Origin of the sequence: Thalassotalea hakodatensis, assembly GCF_030295995.1 — a bacterium.
Lineage (GTDB): Bacteria > Pseudomonadota > Gammaproteobacteria > Enterobacterales > Alteromonadaceae > Thalassotalea_C > Thalassotalea_C hakodatensis.
The window spans coordinates 1,167,844-1,186,659 of the sequence record NZ_AP027365.1; the positions used below are offsets into that span (position 1 = coordinate 1,167,844).

The 18,816-nt window shown below is 35.1% G+C and carries 19 protein-coding genes and 1 other RNA gene; 12 read left to right on the forward strand and 8 right to left on the reverse strand.

Translation table 11 applies throughout. From position 1 onward, the window contains the following. Position 1 precedes the first annotated feature (1 nt). From QUE72_RS05070 to QUE72_RS05080, 3 genes are all read left to right on the forward strand, one after another. Positions 2 to 880 (forward strand): DUF3014 domain-containing protein, encoded by an 879-nt coding sequence (locus QUE72_RS05070; protein WP_074499429.1) that lies wholly within the window; start codon positions 2 to 4, stop codon positions 878 to 880. Between the two features lie 97 nt (positions 881 to 977). Then, an RNA gene (gene ffs, locus QUE72_RS05075) (signal recognition particle sRNA small type) lies at positions 978 to 1,074 on the forward strand. Positions 1,075 to 1,143: 69 nt separating this feature from the next. Beyond that, entirely contained in the window at positions 1,144 to 2,235 is a 1,092-nt protein-coding gene (locus QUE72_RS05080; protein WP_286271944.1) for a site-specific integrase, read from the forward strand. Between the two features lie 81 nt (positions 2,236 to 2,316). Here QUE72_RS05080 and QUE72_RS05085 read toward each other — a convergent pair whose 3' ends face one another. Both QUE72_RS05085 and QUE72_RS05090 read right to left on the reverse strand, forming a co-directional pair. Beyond that, entirely contained in the window at positions 2,317 to 2,628 is a 312-nt protein-coding gene (locus QUE72_RS05085; RefSeq protein ID WP_286271945.1) for a hypothetical protein, read from the reverse strand. Between the two features lie 86 nt (positions 2,629 to 2,714). Then, positions 2,715 to 3,005 (reverse strand): hypothetical protein, encoded by a 291-nt coding sequence (locus QUE72_RS05090; protein WP_286271946.1) that lies wholly within the window; start codon positions 3,003 to 3,005, stop codon positions 2,715 to 2,717. Positions 3,006 to 3,084: 79 nt separating this feature from the next. Here QUE72_RS05090 and QUE72_RS05095 point away from each other — a divergent pair, with 79 nt between their 5' ends. Then, positions 3,085 to 3,357 carry a helix-turn-helix domain-containing protein gene (locus tag QUE72_RS05095; protein WP_286271948.1) on the forward strand — a complete coding sequence of 91 codons (273 nt, stop codon included), beginning with the start codon at positions 3,085 to 3,087 and terminating at the stop codon, positions 3,355 to 3,357. Between the two features lie 482 nt (positions 3,358 to 3,839). On the opposite strand, the gene QUE72_RS05100 is transcribed toward QUE72_RS05095, so the two are convergent. Beyond that, positions 3,840 to 4,712, reverse strand: a complete 873-nt coding sequence (locus QUE72_RS05100) for a hypothetical protein (RefSeq protein ID WP_286271949.1) — start codon at positions 4,710 to 4,712, stop codon at positions 3,840 to 3,842. Positions 4,713 to 5,159: 447 nt separating this feature from the next. Between QUE72_RS05100 and QUE72_RS05105 the strand changes: the two genes are divergently transcribed. From QUE72_RS05105 to QUE72_RS05130, 6 genes are all read left to right on the forward strand, one after another. After that, positions 5,160 to 6,086 carry a hypothetical protein gene (locus tag QUE72_RS05105; RefSeq protein WP_286271951.1) on the forward strand — a complete coding sequence of 309 codons (927 nt, stop codon included), beginning with the start codon at positions 5,160 to 5,162 and terminating at the stop codon, positions 6,084 to 6,086. After that, positions 6,086 to 6,640, forward strand: a complete 555-nt coding sequence (locus QUE72_RS05110; RefSeq protein ID WP_286271952.1) for a hypothetical protein — start codon at positions 6,086 to 6,088, stop codon at positions 6,638 to 6,640. Before QUE72_RS05105 ends, QUE72_RS05110 begins: the two co-directional genes overlap by 1 nt. Positions 6,641 to 7,318: 678 nt before the next feature. Continuing rightward, positions 7,319 to 7,876, forward strand: coding sequence for a recombinase family protein (locus tag QUE72_RS05115; RefSeq protein ID WP_286271953.1), 558 nt, complete (start codon positions 7,319 to 7,321; stop codon positions 7,874 to 7,876). A gap of 310 nt (positions 7,877 to 8,186) precedes the next feature. Then, the gene (locus QUE72_RS05120) at positions 8,187 to 8,786 is read left to right on the forward strand and encodes a phosphoribosyltransferase (RefSeq protein WP_286271954.1); all 600 of its coding nucleotides are present in this window, start codon (positions 8,187 to 8,189) and stop codon (positions 8,784 to 8,786) included. Positions 8,787 to 8,789: 3 nt separating this feature from the next. After that, on the forward strand, positions 8,790 to 9,716 hold the full coding sequence (locus QUE72_RS05125; RefSeq protein ID WP_286271955.1) for a DNA-processing protein DprA: 927 nt from the start codon (positions 8,790 to 8,792) through the stop codon (positions 9,714 to 9,716). A 127-nt stretch (positions 9,717 to 9,843) separates the two neighbouring features. Next, a complete protein-coding gene (locus QUE72_RS05130) occupies positions 9,844 to 10,662 on the forward strand; it encodes an endonuclease/exonuclease/phosphatase family protein (RefSeq protein ID WP_286271957.1) in 819 nt (272 codons plus the stop codon). Between the two features lie 153 nt (positions 10,663 to 10,815). Here the strand turns inward: QUE72_RS05130 and QUE72_RS05135 are convergent, their stop codons facing one another. Together QUE72_RS05135 and QUE72_RS05140 are read right to left on the reverse strand one after the other, a co-directional pair. Continuing rightward, entirely contained in the window at positions 10,816 to 11,298 is a 483-nt protein-coding gene (locus QUE72_RS05135; protein ID WP_286271959.1) for a hypothetical protein, read from the reverse strand. Beyond that, a complete protein-coding gene (locus QUE72_RS05140) occupies positions 11,295 to 12,137 on the reverse strand; it encodes a helix-turn-helix domain-containing protein (protein WP_286271961.1) in 843 nt (280 codons plus the stop codon). The genes QUE72_RS05135 and QUE72_RS05140 overlap by 4 nt, the downstream gene beginning before the upstream one ends. A gap of 589 nt (positions 12,138 to 12,726) precedes the next feature. Here QUE72_RS05140 and QUE72_RS05145 point away from each other — a divergent pair. Together QUE72_RS05145 and QUE72_RS05150 are read left to right on the forward strand one after the other, a co-directional pair. Further along, positions 12,727 to 12,969 (forward strand): hypothetical protein, encoded by a 243-nt coding sequence (locus QUE72_RS05145; protein WP_286271962.1) that lies wholly within the window; start codon positions 12,727 to 12,729, stop codon positions 12,967 to 12,969. Next, on the forward strand, positions 12,956 to 15,547 hold the full coding sequence (locus tag QUE72_RS05150; RefSeq protein WP_286271963.1) for a DEAD/DEAH box helicase family protein: 2,592 nt from the start codon (positions 12,956 to 12,958) through the stop codon (positions 15,545 to 15,547). Before QUE72_RS05145 ends, QUE72_RS05150 begins: the two co-directional genes overlap by 14 nt. Positions 15,548 to 16,527: 980 nt before the next feature. Here QUE72_RS05150 and QUE72_RS05155 read toward each other — a convergent pair. From QUE72_RS05155 to QUE72_RS05165, 3 genes are all read right to left on the reverse strand, one after another. After that, on the reverse strand, positions 16,528 to 16,791 hold the full coding sequence (locus QUE72_RS05155) for a late competence development ComFB family protein (RefSeq protein ID WP_074499428.1): 264 nt from the start codon (positions 16,789 to 16,791) through the stop codon (positions 16,528 to 16,530). Between the two features lie 320 nt (positions 16,792 to 17,111). Then, a complete protein-coding gene (gene priC / locus QUE72_RS05160; RefSeq protein ID WP_074499427.1) occupies positions 17,112 to 17,729 on the reverse strand; it encodes a primosomal replication protein PriC in 618 nt (205 codons plus the stop codon). Continuing rightward, positions 17,722 to 18,501 carry a TSUP family transporter gene (locus QUE72_RS05165; protein ID WP_286271966.1) on the reverse strand — a complete coding sequence of 260 codons (780 nt, stop codon included), beginning with the start codon at positions 18,499 to 18,501 and terminating at the stop codon, positions 17,722 to 17,724. Before QUE72_RS05165 ends, priC begins: the two co-directional genes overlap by 8 nt. Positions 18,502 to 18,816: the final 315 nt, after the last annotated feature.

Sequence of the window (18,816 nt, forward strand, 5' to 3'; positions counted from 1 at the left end):
TATGGATAAATCATCATCTAATCAGTCATCAACACCTTGGCCTCTCGTTATTGGTATTATCATTGTGATTGTGGCAATGCTGTTATGGTTTCTCCTTGATGAACCAACGCAACCGGAGCGTAAGCAACCATCTGAACCTGTTGTGGAAGTTGAACAGCCTGTTGAGCCAGAACCAATACCGCTTCCTGAACCGCCAATCGAACCAGAAGTTGTCGTGCCAGAGCCAGTAGAGCCAATAGCACCTGAACCGACAAAACCTTTATTACCAACGCTTAATGAAAGTGATCAGTGGCTTCAAGAAAAGTTACCTAGCATTACTTGGCGTAAAGAATTGCTTAAACTGGTCATCGACGATGATATGATCCGCCGTTTTGTTGTGTTTACCGATAATTTTTCTCAAGGGTTATTAGCTTACGAACATAGTCCACTAATTAAACCTACTACGTCCTTTTCTGCAAAAGAGATCAACGAAGATGATGAAATAGTTATTAAATGGGATGAAACTACATCAAGACGTTTTAGTTTATATGTAGATTTATTACGCTCGGTAGACACAGACACGTTAGTTTCTTGGTATTTTGAATTAAAACCACTGATTAACGAGGCATATAGAGAACTGGGCTACCCAGAAGAAAATTTCACTGATATTTTACAAGACTCAATTACCAAAGTACTTGATATGGAGATCCCTAAAGAGCGCTTAGAACTTGTTCGCCCAAGTGTGATGTATCAATTTAAAGATGAATCTTACGAAAGCTTGGATGATGCAGAAAAATTAATGTTAAGAATAGGTAAAGAAAACCTATTAGTGATAAAGTCTGTGCTACTAGAAATCAGTGAAAAGTTATCCAGAGCTAGAGAAAATCAAGAAAACGATTAACTTTTAGCCGATCAATCTAGAGTTGATCGGTTGTTCTTGCAACTCAGTGAATGTTTAGCGATAATCCTCGCCGCTATAATAGCATCTATGGTGACCCTTACGGTCCCTTCGCAATGATACTCTGTGAACTCGGCCAGGTCCGGAAGGAAGCAACCGCAGCAGACGACTCATGTGCCGGAGTGTGGCTGTTTGGGTTGCCACCCAACCTAAATAAATCAATGACTTACACCAGATAAAGCGTAACTGCTACAATTGGTGCTACAATGAAGTCAGCTAATATCCCCCATTTATATATTCGTAATGGTATTTATTACTATCGAAATAATACTATTTGGAAATCATTAAGAACGCGTTGTAAAAAAACAGCGTTCAGAAAATTAAGTACTACCTTATTTGGCACTCCGCCAGCAATAAAAGACACTTCAATTACTGTTAATGACAGTTCATCTACACCACCTGACACTCAACCCGCATCTAATCACAATACATCGACAATGAGTTTAATTAAAGCTTACCTTGCTGAGAATGGTGATAGGTGGTGCGAGCGAGAATATACACGTATCAAAAACGCTTTAAGTTTTTTGCCAAAAGGCGAAATTACTAGAGAAATAGCAATAGAGTTAAAAGCAGTTATTTTATTAACTAAAACTGTGACTACTTTTAATCGTTATTTAAAATATTTTAATGCTCTTTATCGTTGGGGCATGGCGAATAATGTCTCAATTTCTGAGAATCCCTTTGAGGGACTTAGGGTTATTGAGAAGAAGAAAAGTATTTCAGATGGTCGAAAGGCATATTCTTCAAAGCAATTACGAACCCTTATGAGCTTTGCAGAGCAATACGATAGAAGTGATAGACGATATTGGCTTATTATGATTGGGCGTTATACAGGCGCAAGAATGAATGAAATATGTCAATTGAAACCTTGTGATGTAACCGCTGAGGCTATTCATATTCGAGGTGAAGTACTTAAATCGGCTAATGCTAGACGGGCTATCCCTATTCATCCTAAGCTTATTGAACTTGGTTTATTGGATTGGGTAGCTGATTGTAAGGCTGATAGGTTATTTCATGAATGGCAGCCAGTTAGGGGGAGTCATAGCCATGCTGCTAGCCGTTGGTTTAGCCGAAATAATCCTTTTAAATCTGTTATCAAAGGTCAAAAAGCGGAGGTCGACTTTCATTCATTGAGACACACTGTAGCTACCGAGTTAAAACGTGCAGGGGTTGCTCGTCAATATGCTGCGCAAATATTAGGACACTATAATGGGAGTATAACCTATGATAGATATGGGAAAAATATAGATAAATGTTACTTAAAAGAATCGGTAGCCATCATAGGGGAGTTTAATTGAGGTGGCATCAGGTAACAGAATATAAGCTTACTACTAGCAGATTATTTTCTGTTACCTATTTAGATTGTGATTTATTTTTAACTAGCTATCACATTTATATGTAGATACAGAAACGTTAACAACATGACCATTTCCAGTAACATCTGTATCTTCAATAACCATAGAGTTTGCACCTTTTGATACTGCTCTCTCAGCCGCCTCAACTTGAGCTTTTTGGATTTTACTATTAACAGAGTTAAATAAGTTGGTTTTATTTATTGCGAATTGCTCTACAAAAGTACAGTTTTCCGCCATTTTTTGTGGTATTACTTTTGCTGCTAATTCCGTATTGTTGGTTGTAGAGGTAGTTGCACAGCCACTAATCAATAATAGTGAAATGATTATCCTTTTCATAAATATCTCCGTACCCTATTAATTTTAAATGAAAAACTGGGTACATATCGCTTTTCATCTAATTTAATTTGTTGTTATTTTTGTGTTTATAAGTATTTATTACAAATAGCATCTATTTTTGGGTAGTACTTTTTCATAAATTCTGTTCTATCTGTGGTGTTGTTATATTTAGTTTTTAAAGTTTTACAGCCATGCACTAAAGTTTGCTTGAGTTCATTACTTTTAACTGAGTCATCATTGAAATACGTTTGATAAACGGATGATGCTTTGGCGATTACAGCCATACCCTCTTTAAAATCAGCATCGCTTGTCCAGAAATCTGCTGCACTAATTGGTAGTGTGGTTGCTAATGCCAGTGTCAATGCTAACTTTTTCATTTTATTTCCCTTTTATTACTTGAACTACCATTCCGCTCCTAATATGGGAGCAAAGTAACATGTACCTAAAATAGGTGCAATGAAAAAATTTAGACAATCAATCTATGACCAAGAGCATGTTTTCTTGAGAGATTGGCTCATACAAAAAAGAAAAACAGCTAAGTTAACTCAGAGGCAGCTAGCCGATAAGTTGGATACTGTTCATTCGCTTGTTGGTAAAGTGGAGAAAGGGGAGAGAAGGCTTGATGTTATTGAGTTCATTTCTTATTGTGAAGCTATGGAAGTTAATTCAGATGAAATAATTAGTTTAATATTAAAGCTGAAAGGTGATAACCAGCCTCTTTTAGAATAGTAAGTAATCTTGCTTTGTATATATCGGTTCTAATCTGCTCATGTTTTTTTGGTTTTGTACTAGTCAATCCGACGATCTAATATTCACAATTGCCACTTTGCTGACCTAAATGAGTCGTCAATATTAGGTAAGTTTATGTTCACTAAGATACGATAACGGACATAAGCCTTGGTTTATTTAACGACAAGGGATCCGACAATGCGGACGTTAGTTCTCTCAGCTTTAAGGCTGTTAAGAGGTAATAGCAATCATACGCGCATTGAACATATTAGATCTGTCTGTGTAATGCGGACACTTAAGCTAGGCGGGGGAATAAGCTTTGTGCCAATATGGAAGATGAGTTTTAAAAAATAAGAACTATGATGAGAGCAATACGGATTTAGAACTCATTTTTTTCAATATCTGAAATCATTGATAATCGTAGCGAGGGTTACCGTCGTTCCTCCTTAACCCATGCTACGCTTGCTTTATCCCGTTTTCGGCTACCTACATGAAGAGGGAAGAACATCATATATATTTGAGAAAACTTCTTCAGCTCGTGATGCTGAAGTTGCATCAATCAAATTTACCAATGTTCGAGATTCAGTAGAACCACTGTTGAATTGATTTTGTAACTTACTACAAGCATGCAAAGAAGTGTCAATCTGAAAATCACTAAATTTAATACTAATGATAGAAGAGTCTTCACTATCCTTATAGGCTTGTCTAATTTGATTCAACGGTGTGATGACTGAACATGTTTTATGTTTTCCACCGATTTTGTAATCAATACTCCACTGGATATTACAAGTATTCTCGTCCCATTTAGAGTTAGACACGAAGTGTTCATTCCATTCTGGGGATTTGTCGTTCTTAATTTTTTCATTTAGCCAGTTAAAAAATTCAATTAGTTGACCATCGCCTTTAAATTGTAGGTGATCTAACTGTTTATTGAGCAATTCATTTTTTTCTACCAATTTATCTCTACCGCTTTTAAAGTTAGATAGTGCAATAACATATTTTTCAATCAATTCTTTCTTGCTTTTTAATTCAAGGCTTAATGAATCTATTTTTGTATTAAGTTCCGCTCGAACCTTGTTGATACTTTTGTTATGTTGCTTTTTTTCTTCTTTTAATTTTGCTTCAAAATTGTCGTTAAGGGTCTTCCGTAGTTTTATTTCATCTATCGGGCTTCCCTCACATTTAAATGAGCCATATGAAAATTTTATCCCAGACTTTTCTTCACAGATTGACTTTAGTTCCGATACTGTAGGTGGTTTAAGGTAAACGGCAGCACCAAATAAACAAGATAAAATAATTACGATATAGAGAATTACCAAAAGTGGGCGCTTGGATAGAAATTCAAATGCTGTCATTGTGTTAATGCTTACTTGTGCAATTACAAAGTGGGGTAATTTAACACTTATCTAAAAGTGGTAAAAGGGGCTAGCAATAAATTAGGAGCAGTGTAAGCTTAATGGCGTTTATCACTTTCTGCTTTTCACAGCCAAAGGTAGCTGTGCAAAGCTAAATAATGCCAACTTCTGCTTTCGCCGAGTGACTGACCTTGGATACAAGTGGAATGACAGGCCGCTATTGGCACCATTGCAGACACTCGACTGGAATGTTTTTTGGTTAAAAAAAATAAAAATCGCACTCAAGTAGTGCTAATTATTTAGTGGCAATCGTTAGAAGTATTTATTCACATGATATAACAAAGGATTAAGTATCCTATGGTGTCATTATATTACTAATAATGAAGTTTTAACTATTATTTGATATATTTCATCCTGCAATAATAAAAACATATAAAGGATTAGTTAATGCATTCTGTAGCACCATACTTGTTTCGTTGTTACAACAAGGACTTAGATGGTAGACAAGAACAACGATATAGCACGTTAGATAATATAGGACAATACGACTTATTTCAGTTGTTAATTGACTTTATTAATGCCAATACTGGTGCATATAAAATAGTTGAAGATAGCAAACAAGTATTTCAATTTAGTGACTTAAATTATGACGAAAATACTAGAGAAATATCTGGTTGGTTTAATGTAGGGCATTATGGTATCAAAACAGATATTATTAATATTGAAACTGGTCAAATAGATTTTGAAAAAGCTCAGAACAATGCTGAAATAATCAAACACTTTATACATTTTTTTATACCTAAAGGCTTTAATGAAGCTATAGCATTTTTGCATGCATACAGAGGTATTGGTGTTAAAACATTATTTTATAGCCTTTTTTCCAATTATTTTCAGGGTATTACCAACCTAGTAATACAAATGAACCCATTATCTTATGACAATGCCATCAATGCATGGTTAGATGCAACAGCAAAAGAAATTCGACTTACTAAATTTGTAGGAGTGAATGACATTGCAGATCAAGTAAGGTTATTAGGGCATCATGAACAAGAATTAGTTATAAAACCACCTAGAAATAATGGACTTGGTAAGCTTAGAGATTACATAACTCCCGGTTCTGAACGACTTCAAGCAATTGAAGTAATAGGTGAATATGGAGAACAAATTAAAACTGTAGTTGAAATGAATAATAAACAAAAAACATTTAGAATTGGCAGGAATGTTTCAACTCCATTATGTGAAATTGAGCTAGATGAAGACGTTATATTGGATGCTGGTGTGCCTGATTTCAATTCAATTAGACGGTGGACTAGAGAAATTGTGAATGAGTATGCTGTAACAATGTACCCTGGACTTAGTGTAGAGGTGGCGTAATGAGTTCCAAAATAAACGTAATTGAAATAATCACAGGACATTTTAATACGTTAAAAAGTTCTTCAGATAGTAAACTAAACTACACTGATTTATTTACTTTCATATTGTTACCCGTGATTGTTGCATGTTTAACCGTATTTTTTGGTTTTAAACAATCAGATCAAATGTCTTCATTATTGGTGAATTTTGGAGCTATCTTTACTGCTCTTTTGTTAAGTGTTTTAGTATTGGTTTATGACCAAGGAAATAAATTAACTGAAAAACTTGAAAGCAATAATAATCAGCCAATTTTAAAAGCAAAACAAAGCTTACTTGATGAATTATATTACAATATTTGTTATTCGATTGTTGTGTCTGTAATTTTAGTTTTCTTATGTTTAATAGAGAAAGCGTTACGTGGATGTGTGTTGGATTTCACAATACAGAATATTCATTTTAACTTACAACCTGATGTTTGGTTTTTTTCACCGCTAATAGTATTTTTCACTATCAACCTAATGTTAACAATATTAATGATAGTTAAAAGAATGCACACATTATTAACTACTAAGTAATTGTTGTAGTGTGTTAGATTAAAAAACAGTGGTGTTAATTATTGTAATTCATTACATCAACACCACTACAGAGCAGAGTATTCAACAGATTACCACCACCTACTAAGGGACTTGTAATCAGTTGGCCTGATATGTTATCCGTTGGTATTACTACAAACTCAAGTTATTAATTTTAATTGATAAACTATATTCGTTAATGTTAATGGATTTCGAATAAAACGAGGTAATAAAACTTAATATATGCGTACTAACGGAGTTTTATCCGTTGTTAGTGAGTTTAAACTCCACAGTCGGCTTTGAGCTTAAAGCAGCCCCACAAACATGTATTTATTTTGGTTGAAATTGCCCCTAATATGTTAATTATTTTACAAAAGTTAATGTTGGGTATTGGCTAGGAGCTGAAGTATTGATTTAGTCACTCTTAACTTCCGCTTAGCGCACTCTTCTGACGATATGAATCACTTTATCATTGATATTTTGAAGTTACACGTGCAACTCCCTCTATAGATATATTAAACCTAACTAGTCTCTTAACCGCCCCCTCCTATGATGTAATCTATATTACAGATTAGATTACACTGATTTATTTCCTCATTTATCGCGAAATACATTTGATATGTTGTAATCTTTATTGTAATCTTATTTATGTAATCTAACTCCTAGATAAAAGAGTACAATATGAAAGTTGCTTACGCTCGTTGCTCAACTCAAAATCAAAACTTAGACGCACAACTTGAACAGCTTAAAGATTGTGACAAAGTCTTTAAGGAAAGACTAAGTGGTGGGAAAAGTGACCGTCCTGAATTGCATAAAGCGATTGATTATTTAAGGGAAGGGGACAGTTTGGTTGTTACTAAACTAGACCGTTTAGCTAGGTCATTAACTGACCTACATAAATTAGTTGATATGATTGAAGAGAAGGGCGCAACGTTGAATGTTCTTAATCAAGCGATAGATACTTCAACTAGTAGCGGTAAATTGATGTTTAGCATGTTAGGTGCTTTTGCTGAGTTTGAAAAAGACTTAATCAACGAGCGAGTTCAAGAAGGCCTTGAACGCGCAAGAGCTAAAGGTGTTAAGTTTGGTAAGCCCCGTCAAATAACCGATGAAAAAAGAAAGCGTATTGTTGAACTGATGGATGATGAGAATAGCAATCTGACTAAAAATGAAATAGCAGATATTATTGGTTGTTCAAGGAATCAGTTGTACAAAATCTATAGAGAAGATAAAACTTAATGATAAATTTGTTCTTTGAAGACATTAGACCGTTCTTTTGAGGCTGATCTAATGGTGGTTTTGTTACTTGAGCTGTACAAGTAAATTTGGCCTGAGTATTAATAAATGGCAGATTTAGGAAAATGATAGTATAAACCGTTTGATTTTATATACAGTGTTTTATACAGTATCCTCATTGTTTTATGTATGTCTCATCTCATTGATTTTTATTGTTAAAATTCGTTTGTTAATCATAAGGTTTAAATAGCAGTTATTCTTAAGTTGATGGTATTGTTCTTCTAATGATAAGATGATTCAAAAATAAATGTAGATGGAATTTACAGTGACGAATATAGATTTTTCGACTTTGTCTTCGCAGTACCCTAAAAGTTATTCAGCCTTGGATTTTGAGCAAATTATGCCGTTGTATGATTATCATTCTTGGGATGGAGGTAAGAATCCTAGAATTGATAAAATTACTAACACGTTAATAAATTTAAAAAAGAATAGAAGTCCAGCGATTAGTTTTTTTTCCAAAGTCGTTCGTAGTCAGCTTTTGTCGCTTATTGGTTCGCAACCAAAGATATTTTGTGTTGTGCCTTCTCATTCTAAAGATGATGTGTCAGAAGGGATGATGAAGGTAATGAGTAATATTAGAGAAGACTTTGGTTTTGCTAATGTATCTAATTTACTAAACCGTACTTTAACTGTCCCTAAGGCAGCTACGGGAGGGGATAGAAGTGTCCAACACCATTTAGACTCAATAGAAATTTTGAACAGAGACTATGTTCAAGGAAAAGCCGTTTTTCTTTTTGATGACATATCTACCACAGGTAATAGTATGAATGCATGTAAGCAGTTACTGTTAGAAGCTGGAGCGCAAAGTGTAGTGATGATTTCTTTTGGTCAAACATGGTTTGAATTAGGTTAAGTCGTGAATATTGATTTATTTTACAAGTTATTAGCTTTAATACTAATTAACAAACTGAAAACTCCTCAAAATCGAGTTACTTCGATTCTTCGTGAACCTTTTCCAATTCATAATCCTAGTAATTTATCTTTTATCGATGCAAATAATCTTTTGGAAAAGCATGCTTTGTCTTTACCAACATTGACTGCTAATGATTGGAGTTTTGCTCATAAAATTTATGAAGACAATATCTCTAATGGCATCGAGATACTGAGTATCAACCAAGATATCTACCCAAGATACCTGAAAGTTATTAAAGATGCCCCACCATTATTATTCGTTAAGGGTAACCTTAATATATTCCAGAACTTACCTGGTGTCGCCGTTGTCGGTGCAAGAGATGCTAGTTCGACAGGTATTGAAGTTTCTAGAAGATTAAGTCGTTTTCTAGTTAAAAACAACTGGGTTGTGGTTAGCGGCTTAGCAACGGGTATTGATGAATCTGCGCACAGAGGCGCATTAGAAGATAATGGGCAGACTATAGCTGTTTTAGCTGGGGGGCTTGATAAACCAACTCCTGCAAGGAATGCAAAACTTGGGTATGACATACTTGAAAATGACGGAGCTTGGGTTTCGGAACATTCTTTTGGGATACCTACCTTAAAGCATCATTTTGTACCTAGAAATAGAATTCAAATTGGTTTGTCTGCTGGTTCTATCATCGTGGAAGCGAAAATCAAAAGTGGCTCACTATCTCAAGCAAGATTTTGTGTTGGTCAAAATAGACCTTTGTTTGCTGTAACACCTCAAACACTAGATAACCCATTAGGTTTAAATTGTGAAGGGACGTTACATATGGTTAGTGAGCTAGGTGCTATACCTTTGAAATCTAAATCAGATTATACAAAGTTATTAGAGATGCTATCTAAAGAGCGAGATATGATTATCTAGGTGCTATCAATTTCAGTTTATTTCAATTACTAATATAGATACTTGAATTTAAATAAATGCTATTGGGTAATATGTTTTTATGCCGTTAGATAACATTTACTAAACTAGTCAATGTTAAGGACACCAAATGAAAATAATTTTTTCAATAGCATTGTTTTTTATAAGTACAGCAACAATTGCTGAAACGATGAATCTCGCTTCGTGGAATATAAGAAATGTTTCGAGCAATAGTCGTTCTGATGCTGAACTAGGTATAATATCTGTTGTTTTAGCTAGATATGATTTCATTGCAATTCAAGAAATACGGACAGATACAAAAGCCCTAGACCGACTTGTGAAAATACTAAAAGATGAATTTAGGCTGGATTATAGTTATGTTGCCTCTAAGAAAATTGGCAATAGTAGTCGAAAAGAAATTTATGCTTTTCTGTATAGGTCTGATTTAGTTAAATATACCGAAAATTCTGCTTTTGTTTATTCTGATATAAATGATGACTTTATCAGGGAGCCTTATTGTGCAGCATTCTTGGCAGGTAATTTTGATTTCTCTATTTGCACTATTCATACCGAGTTTGGTGATGGTAAAACGGAGCCAAGAAAAGAAGTTGCAGCATTAGATGATGTTTATAGGGCTGTAACTAAAGAAAGTCGTAGAGATGTATTAATTGTTGGTGATTTTAATTTACCTGCAAATGATGATGCTTGGAATGATATTGAATCGCTTGACAACTTTGAACCTGCAATACCACTCCATACACCTACCACAATTGCAGATACATCTTTTTTCGATAATATTTGGTACACGAAATACTCTGATGAAGTTAAAAAAGAATCAGGTGCAGTATTTGAATTTGATGAGATGATTTATACGCCAGCTATGCGTAAAGAAGCCAGCAGACAAGTGTCTGATCATCGGCCTGTAAGTGTTGAGGTTAAAATAGACTAAAAAAGAAGCCCTCGTCATTGAGGGCTTTTCTATTTTTTGCTTTTGAGTATATACTGTAAGGGTGAGTTGCAGCTCACAAAAAGAGTATCTATAAAAGTTCTAGGGCTCGTTCGCCAAAATTAGTTCCTAGTTCTTTTCTCAAAATTATTTTCATTATGCAGCCCCTTGAATTTCTTCTTCAAGCTTCAGTTTATCTAGTTCTAACTTTGCTTGTAGGTTAGCCGATTCTGTTTTCATCTGCGCTGTTTCTATTTTTCGCTTATGTTGCTTTGCCGAAATATCCGTCCTAGTTTTTCGAGTTTTTGCTATGACTTTCTTATAGTGTGCTTTTGCCTCAAATAATACTTGTTTTAAGTCGTTTTCTTCCATATTGAGCACCATATCAAGAATGTCTTTCCCTGAAGCAGCTCCTGCTTCCATTAAAAATGATTTTTTCCCTTGTATGTTAAGTGCGACACGTCCACCCAATTTGACAGTAACAGAAGTTTTGTTTCCGCTTACATCTTTGGTGAAAACATTTAGTCGTGTTTTAAGTTCCTCGAAGTCACAGTCAATAATGGGTTTCTTCATAGGTACGTCATTACATCTAATGCTTGAGAATATATCGGTGATTGCTGTTTGTTGATCGTTGTTCATAAGTTTTTTCCTTTGGTTAAGTTATAAAAAATTTCTTTTAATTCATCATCTGTCTTTTCTAGAAATTCCGTGCGTATCTTTGATACCGCTTTAGAACCTGTTTTAATGCACCAAGAATCTATGCGAAAATAGTGTCCTAAGGTTACTGTTACTAACGTTTCGTTGTTTTCTACCTCCTTAGTGTTTACTCTTACTCTTTCTTTACATTCTTCTAAATTCCACATTTGATAGTTAATTGGTAAGTGCTCTATTACATGTTTCAACTCCTCTTTGTTAAGTATTCTATAAATTGTCTGTCTTGATACGTTGTAGCTTTTAGCTAATTCAATAACAGTCTTTTCTCCTTTAACAAATGCAGCTTTTATGGTGTGTTGATCTCTCCAGTCCTTAACTGCACTTCTATTATGGGAAGCGACTAGGTTTTTCCTTTTTACGAAATTTTGCTTGTTTATCTTTTTACTAATCCTTAAACCTTTGTGGAATCTACTAAATTCCCTAATAGCTCTTGCATGGCTATATAAACTGTCCTCGTTGATGTTCAATATCTCTAGATTAATTCCCCTATCTTCAATGTTCTTAAGTCTATTCAGTAACGTTTCTAAGTTGTTTGCTAAGTAAACTAGGTTACAGATGACAATCGTATCGTTGTGATCTAATTCATTTATCAACTTATCGATATTCATTGATTTTTTTGTTAGTACACTTTTGTCCTCTATTAATTCTTGGCATATTGAGCTAAGTTTTACTTCTTGCTCATTCCAGTGAATAAGGTCACTTGCTAGCTTATAACTAATATCGGGCTTTTTTTCTAAAGCGCCTATGTATCCTATTTTTTTCATTTTTCTTCCTTTGTTTTACGAGTTGAATTATTTCAGGGTAAGCAGAAAATGTCGAAACATTGAAAATAATTCAGGTCTAAATATCTTTCTTGACTATGAATTTAAAGAGTTTTATTTATGTACGCTAGTTAACCTATCGTTACAGTGGGCTGTCGTCGTTTGGAGTTAAGTGTGGTGATTAGTTGTTGTGTGTTTGTGAGCTTCTAGTTGTTTACTGTCATTCTGTGTTAACGGACAGTTGATCGGAGTTATTGGTTTGTAAGACTCTAGAAATTTAAAGTCATGGAGCTTTGTATTTGTGTAATTGCGATCATGACTATTTATCGAGTGTAGTTTGGTTGTTAACTAATAAAGCTAATTTTTAACTCTATTAGCTTGAGCTTTTCATTCGATTTTAAGGAATTTTTCAGGTTTTCCTAAGAAGAAAAAAATAGCTATAAAACCCAATGAAAACAAAAGCACTTAAGTGCACTGAAAGTCTACCCTGTATCATTTTTGACAACACCATACACCATTGATTTAAAAAGAGTTTTTTACAAAATTGTCAATTTTTGATATAATATATTTGAAATTAAGGAGAAAGATAAATATGAAATTAACTAAAAATTTAACTGTGAATGAAATAGTTAGTATGTATAACGAAATAGGGTTTTATATGCCATATGAGCGAGTAAAAGAGCACGTGTGCTACTCGGTATATAAAGAAGCAATAAAAGAGATGGCAAAACAAGGACTGCCCAACGCAAGGCAATGGTTTGCACATCAAAAGTACTTGTTAAAGCGAAGAGAAGTAGAAAAATATGAGGTAGCTTTAATGTATGGGGCTGTGTGAATTAGTATCTGTTAGTTGCACTGAAGGAGGGAATTACCGCAAGATTAACGGTCAAAAACATCCTGAAACACCAAAAGCAGGTGAGCATGTTGTTAGACACTACCTAATTAATAACTTTATTGAAGACCTACCAAAAGTATTAACTAAATTATTTGAGAGCCCAAGGGAAGTATTATTAACTTGGCCTTCAAAAATATCAAATAACAAAACGATATGTAACCGAAGTAAAGTATTACTTGGGACAGATTATAGTCATTCAACTATTGGCATCATTGATATAGATGAAATCGACGGAGAGCCTATTGAAAATGATGGGAGTCCAGTTGAACAACAGGTAAATAAAATTCTTGAAAAGCACTTGCCACGTGAAATCCTGTTAGCTTCAAGAGTAGTTAAGATGAGTTCTAGCTGGTATACAGACCAGAAAATTAAGTTTCATGTTTATTTTAAACTTGCGGAGCCTGTAACTCATGGCAGCTGGGCTGAATTTTGCCAAGTCAATATCCCTATTGCAGATAAGGCACTTATCAATAATTCAGCACAAATAGCTTTCTCGTCTAGACCGAAAGGTGTTAATTCAGACATTGAAATTTTTACTTTCGAAGGAGATGAGCTTTTTGTTGATAAGAAAGTCTATAAAGCACCTCATAAGATTAAGCGAAACCCTGCTAGCGACTTAACTCACAACATTAACCTTAAATCTGGTGAAATAACAAAGAAGTCATTAGGTGTTAAATTAGATATGTCTTTTGACAGTCATAATAAGAGCTTCGCTGCTTTTAGGGAGGCTATCGCTAATGGTTACAACCCTGACGTGTTGACGGATATGATTGCCCAAATGCATGATAGAGGTGGAAAAGTGTCTTCAAGAGTTGGTCTTCAATCAGAAGCAGCTTTAAAAAATGTAATAGAGCGATGTACTGATTCTTTCTTCGGAATTAAAGAGGAATTACTTGCTAATAGTGAATATGTTGAATTTTCTAATCTTATTGAGAATAAAGATGGAAAAACTATAAACCTTGTCAAGGGCACTACAGGGATAGGAAAAACCCAAGCAATGACAGATTTTTGTAAAGAAAGGTCTGTTGTAGTAATAGGACAAACAAGGCTTTTAGTTCATCAAAATGCCGATGACTTTAAAGCTTATCCTGTAGACCAAGAAGTTAACTGTGGGGCTGACTTATCAAGTCATAATAGCATATCTACCACTATCCATAGTATCTATAAGCTATCAGATACAATCTATAACAAAGCTTTTGATGTGCTTTTTATTGATGAGGCAGCACAAACATTAAAGTCGTGGATTGATTTAGGAGAGGAGGAAAGAGTTAAAACAAAGGAAGCGGTATCATTGTTGATAGAGAAAACCCCAATTATTGTTTTTGCCGATGCAGACATGACAGAAACAACTATTCAGGGATACGAAAAATTATTAGGGGTAGAGTTTAACTGTAATAGTAGGAATGTAACTAAACAGGATTTTGAGAGTAGAGAGGCACACCTATATGAAACTAAAGGCGAGGTGTTAACTGAACTTCAAAAAAGTTTAGATAAAGGGAAGAGATGTTTAGCTATTGTAGATAATAAAGATTATCTACATGAAATTGCTGAAAAACGATTAAATGCCACCAATGCCTTTTTCTTTTCAAGAGACACTGAAGAGGAGGTCTCTCATGTAAAATTTAGGGAGAAACCTAAGGAATTTGTTAAAGACATACAGTTGTTATTTTGCAGCCCTTTATTAAAAAGTGGTGTCTCTTTTGTGAATGTATTTGAAGAAGTGTTTATTATTATTGATGGGGATAGCTTTACTTCGAGAGATATTATTCAAATGCTTTCAAGGGAAAGAAGGTGGAAGAAAGTCCATATATATACAAATACAAAAAGTTTAGCGATTAATAAGCCCGTAGATAATCCGTCAGTATTTGATGAAGCGCTAGTGATGGTGAATGAAGATATTAGACAGCAGCTGTTTGTACGTCCTTTTGATACTGCATATCGACTCGAAAGACGCGGAGCAACAGTAACGTTTGTACATTGTAATCACGCAAAACTACAAGGAGGTAATATTGCAGTACAAGAGTATAAAGCTGAAAACCAAGATGGGCGTTCTGCATATGAAAAGTACGTCTTTAAACTTATTAATGGCAAGAAGTTAACTCAGGTACAAAATATAGTGACCAAGCATGAGGCTCTAAGAAAAAGAAAAGGATTTGATAAAGCCATTCAGTGTCCGTTGAGGTTCTTTGATTGGGTGCAAGATAACCAAGCACTAAAGAAGGAAATGGGAACACAGTTTAGGAGATTTAGCAAAAGCTTAGAACAAGCAGGAATTGGAGATTGTGGCTTCTTTATTGGCGCTAATTTCACTAATAAAACCAGACCGAAACAACCTAAAAAACTCAAAGAAGCTTTGAATGGTTACTCTTTAGGTTTTGAAGGGTATAGCAAGGCGAATGAACAGCTACGTAATCATAATAGAGTAATGGCTGCTATCGATGAAGACCCACAACGAGTTCAAGTTGAAGAGGATATTTTGGATATTTGTGATGTTCTTGAGGAGGTGATAGATATTTGAGCCGATATTCAGGCATAGAAGAACAAGTTGCTAAGTATGAGCTATTGCATTACTTAGAAATAGATTATCTTATTAGTAAAAAGCGTTTCTCTAGACAACAGCTCATAAAAGACCTTTCAGTACCAAACTCTATTGCTAGAGCCTTTTCTAGAGGTAAAGGGCGTAGCAACCAAAATACATACAAATCAATCAACGAGGCAGCTCCTAAACTAGTATGGCTAATCAAAGAATTAGCCAACTTGTGCAGGTACGCTGCTCAAATAGATAAAATAAGGAACAACCCAAATGTCGAAACAAACATATATACCAAATGAAATTTGGAACACAATAACAGGGTATTGCAAAAAATGCCGAGCAGTACGGCAACTAGAACTTCGCCTTTATAACTCATGTGACGAGGGAGACTGTCCATTGAATAAAGATAGAGAAATACTTAAAAGGATTGCAGAAATCTACCGTACAAAGGGTGATTATGAGCTTTGGGATGATGCATTACAATAGTCTCTTGCTATTGCAACATGAACTGCTACAATTTGCCCACAAATTCACAATGTGTAAATTGTTGAGTCGGCCAGTATATATGAGCTTGCAGCGCATTCATGTGTGCCGGAGTGTGGCTGTTTGGGTTGCCACCCAAATCCCCATCTGAAATTATACCAATTCGCATAAAGATTAAGTCAGTTCAGAGCGATGTCAGCGGTGGGAGAATAAGCGAAACGTGTGCAGGTATAGTTGTTCTACATCAAACACGTTTTGCGCATTTATCGCGCCTCTAACACGCTCCCAAAGGGCGAATTTAAACGCTTCATAGTCTGTGTTGTTGATTTTAACAAGGGCGCTACAAGGGTGTAGCTTATTAGAGAACGCAGGAGCACGTTCTCCTGAATAACCATTCTCTGCAATCAATGCCGTGCCTCTAAAGCGTTTAATTCTCGCTGAATGACCGAATATTTATGCGAATTGGTATTACACGCCTTGAATCAATTCCGATGTTGCTTCATAAACTCTAATGCTTTACTTACCGCAACCTTTACTTTGCTTTCCATTTCAAATCGCTCAGATGCCGGAAGATAGAAAGCCATATCCACTTCATGGCGAATATAACGACATGGCAGTTGATTCAGTACTACACACGTTAAGTCAGCGATAAAATCAGCATCATGTGTCTCTTCTAGTTTTAATGCGGCGAAATGTTGAACAACGAGTTTTTCATAGTAATTGTGAATATCATCAGCAATTTTCATTGTGACCTCAAGATGTTAAAGACTAAAATCTTTATAACCATAGCAAAGCAAACGCCTAAAGCCTAGAGCGTGTTGATCTTTGGTGTACTTTTTTGAAGCAACCTATGTGTGGTGTAAACGATACGCGGTGATTGTCGAGTCGTTAACTTACATAGAAAATGATAAGGCAATAGAATCGAGGGAAATATGCAGCCCTAATAGGTGAAATTTAAAACACTTCATTTATAACTGCTGGCTTTCTGTTGGAAGGACTATGCCGTAAGCTAGTGCGATGAACAGCATGTTTTGAATGTCAAGAAAGAGCAGAACACTGTATGCTATTAGCGTTTTTCACTCATTTCAATTTGCCGTTCAATTTTACTGATTGCTTGTCTACAGCGTCCAAGGCGTTGATGAAGCGTTAGGACTTGTTGAGATAAACTTGTTTGGGTAGTTTTGTTAGCGTTATGTAGTTCAATTTCTTTTAGTTCAAGCATCTCCATAAGTCGTCGTTCAAATTCATGTGTTTCTGCTAATTTTTGATGTAAGTGATGCGAAGTGTTTAATACTTGTTTCGCTGCTTTTTTAAAGTACTTAGCACGATTTTTTTGCGTGAACTGCTGTTCTATTTGTTGTTGTCTTCCTTGGGCATGAAAAGCAGTAGTAAGTGCATGTATTTGTTGTTCTATCGTTTTTAACTCATTAAAAACAAAATCATTATGCTCTTGACGATCAATCAATCGTGAAACATGATGAACTTTCTTTTTTACTTCAAGTGAATAGGGGAGATAAGTATCAGCTTGAGAAGTAAATAATGGTGGTGAAAATAACTGTTTAGTATTGTGTTGTTTCGCTTTTTTTGCAGCAAGTCGATCGTCAATTGCCTGCGCTTCTGCGACTAACTGCTTAACAATTGCATCTAGCTTATTAAGCGTATTCAACGTTGGTACACTAACCATTGAACCACGCCTGATAAGCAAGATTTATCGACATTATTATAACAACGGTAATAAAGATAGGACGTATAAACTTTGTGCCAAATTTGATCGCCCAATGCGACCCAACCCAAGAACCAAGCATAATAAACAATCCCATTGATACACCTAGTAAGAAGTTAACATAACCTAAATAAATAAACGTTAACAAACTGCATAAATTACTCACAAAATTAGTAGACCTAGCAAGCCCACAACTTAAAAGAATATTAATTTTATATAATGCACTTGAGGTCGCTGTCCAAAACGCTCCGGTACCAGGGCCAGCAACACCATCATAAAAGCCTAAGATTAATCCTTGCGTACTTTGTTTAATTTTTAATAATCTATTTTTATCTGGCAATTGGTTGTTTTCATAAACAATGTTTTTTGAAAATAGCGTATAAGCTGCTGTGAACATAATAAGGATAGGTAAAGCTTTATCTAATAAATGCACAGGTAAATAATCTACTACAATTGTGCCTAGAACTGCGCCAATTGCAGTCATGATGATAGATACTCGCCAGAAACTTATATTAAACAATTTCTTTCGATAAAAAGTGATAGATGCGGTGAGTGAACCGAAAGATGCAGCAAGCTTGTTGGTGCCTAATGCAAGATGTGGGGGTAAACCAACGGTTAACAATGCAGGAATGGTTAACATGCCACCCCCGCCCGCAATAGCATCAATTAAACCGGCTAAAAATCCGATACCGCAAAGCATGAGCCAAAGGTTAGGTTCGAGAGCAATTTCCATGAAGATAGGTAAATTATAACAACGTATGTTTCAAAGGCGTAATATTATCATATTAAAATTTTTACCTATATAACCAATCAATACATTTAGTAACTTAAGCTTTCGATTTAACAAATCAAATCGTTTTTCTGTAAAGAAGTCGAAACAAATAGCTAATGACCATACTTAATATATGGGTATAAAGTACGAATAGAAGGCTATTTTTGCAAATAGACACTGTTAACAGAGAATTGTCGGCTGGGCTTTGGCGGATTTTTTAAGATAAAGTCAATAATATCAGTAGGTAAATTAGGGTGTTGTCAGCAAAGTAATTGC

What these genes read in the sequence shown, in the direction of transcription:
- QUE72_RS05070 (WP_074499429.1), top strand. Translation starts at nt 2, where the DNA reads ATGGATAAATCATCATCTAATCAGTCATCAACACCTTGGCCTCTCGTT.
- QUE72_RS05080 (WP_286271944.1), top strand. Translation starts at nt 1,144, where the DNA reads ATGAAGTCAGCTAATATCCCCCATTTATATATTCGTAATGGTATTTAT.
- QUE72_RS05085 (WP_286271945.1), bottom strand. Translation starts at nt 2,628, where the DNA reads ATGAAAAGGATAATCATTTCACTATTATTGATTAGTGGCTGTGCAACT.
- QUE72_RS05090 (WP_286271946.1), bottom strand. Translation starts at nt 3,005, where the DNA reads ATGAAAAAGTTAGCATTGACACTGGCATTAGCAACCACACTACCAATT.
- QUE72_RS05095 (WP_286271948.1), top strand. Translation starts at nt 3,085, where the DNA reads ATGAAAAAATTTAGACAATCAATCTATGACCAAGAGCATGTTTTCTTG.
- QUE72_RS05100 (WP_286271949.1), bottom strand. Translation starts at nt 4,712, where the DNA reads ATGACAGCATTTGAATTTCTATCCAAGCGCCCACTTTTGGTAATTCTC.
- QUE72_RS05105 (WP_286271951.1), top strand. Translation starts at nt 5,160, where the DNA reads ATGCATTCTGTAGCACCATACTTGTTTCGTTGTTACAACAAGGACTTA.
- QUE72_RS05110 (WP_286271952.1), top strand. Translation starts at nt 6,086, where the DNA reads ATGAGTTCCAAAATAAACGTAATTGAAATAATCACAGGACATTTTAAT.
- QUE72_RS05115 (WP_286271953.1), top strand. Translation starts at nt 7,319, where the DNA reads ATGAAAGTTGCTTACGCTCGTTGCTCAACTCAAAATCAAAACTTAGAC.
- QUE72_RS05120 (WP_286271954.1), top strand. Translation starts at nt 8,187, where the DNA reads ATGGAATTTACAGTGACGAATATAGATTTTTCGACTTTGTCTTCGCAG.
- QUE72_RS05130 (WP_286271957.1), top strand. Translation starts at nt 9,844, where the DNA reads ATGAAAATAATTTTTTCAATAGCATTGTTTTTTATAAGTACAGCAACA.
- QUE72_RS05135 (WP_286271959.1), bottom strand. Translation starts at nt 11,298, where the DNA reads ATGAACAACGATCAACAAACAGCAATCACCGATATATTCTCAAGCATT.
- QUE72_RS05140 (WP_286271961.1), bottom strand. Translation starts at nt 12,137, where the DNA reads ATGAAAAAAATAGGATACATAGGCGCTTTAGAAAAAAAGCCCGATATT.
- QUE72_RS05145 (WP_286271962.1), top strand. Translation starts at nt 12,727, where the DNA reads ATGAAATTAACTAAAAATTTAACTGTGAATGAAATAGTTAGTATGTAT.
- QUE72_RS05150 (WP_286271963.1), top strand. Translation starts at nt 12,956, where the DNA reads ATGGGGCTGTGTGAATTAGTATCTGTTAGTTGCACTGAAGGAGGGAAT.
- QUE72_RS05155 (WP_074499428.1), bottom strand. Translation starts at nt 16,791, where the DNA reads ATGAAAATTGCTGATGATATTCACAATTACTATGAAAAACTCGTTGTT.
- priC (WP_074499427.1), bottom strand. Translation starts at nt 17,729, where the DNA reads ATGGTTAGTGTACCAACGTTGAATACGCTTAATAAGCTAGATGCAATT.
- QUE72_RS05165 (WP_286271966.1), bottom strand. Translation starts at nt 18,501, where the DNA reads ATGGAAATTGCTCTCGAACCTAACCTTTGGCTCATGCTTTGCGGTATC.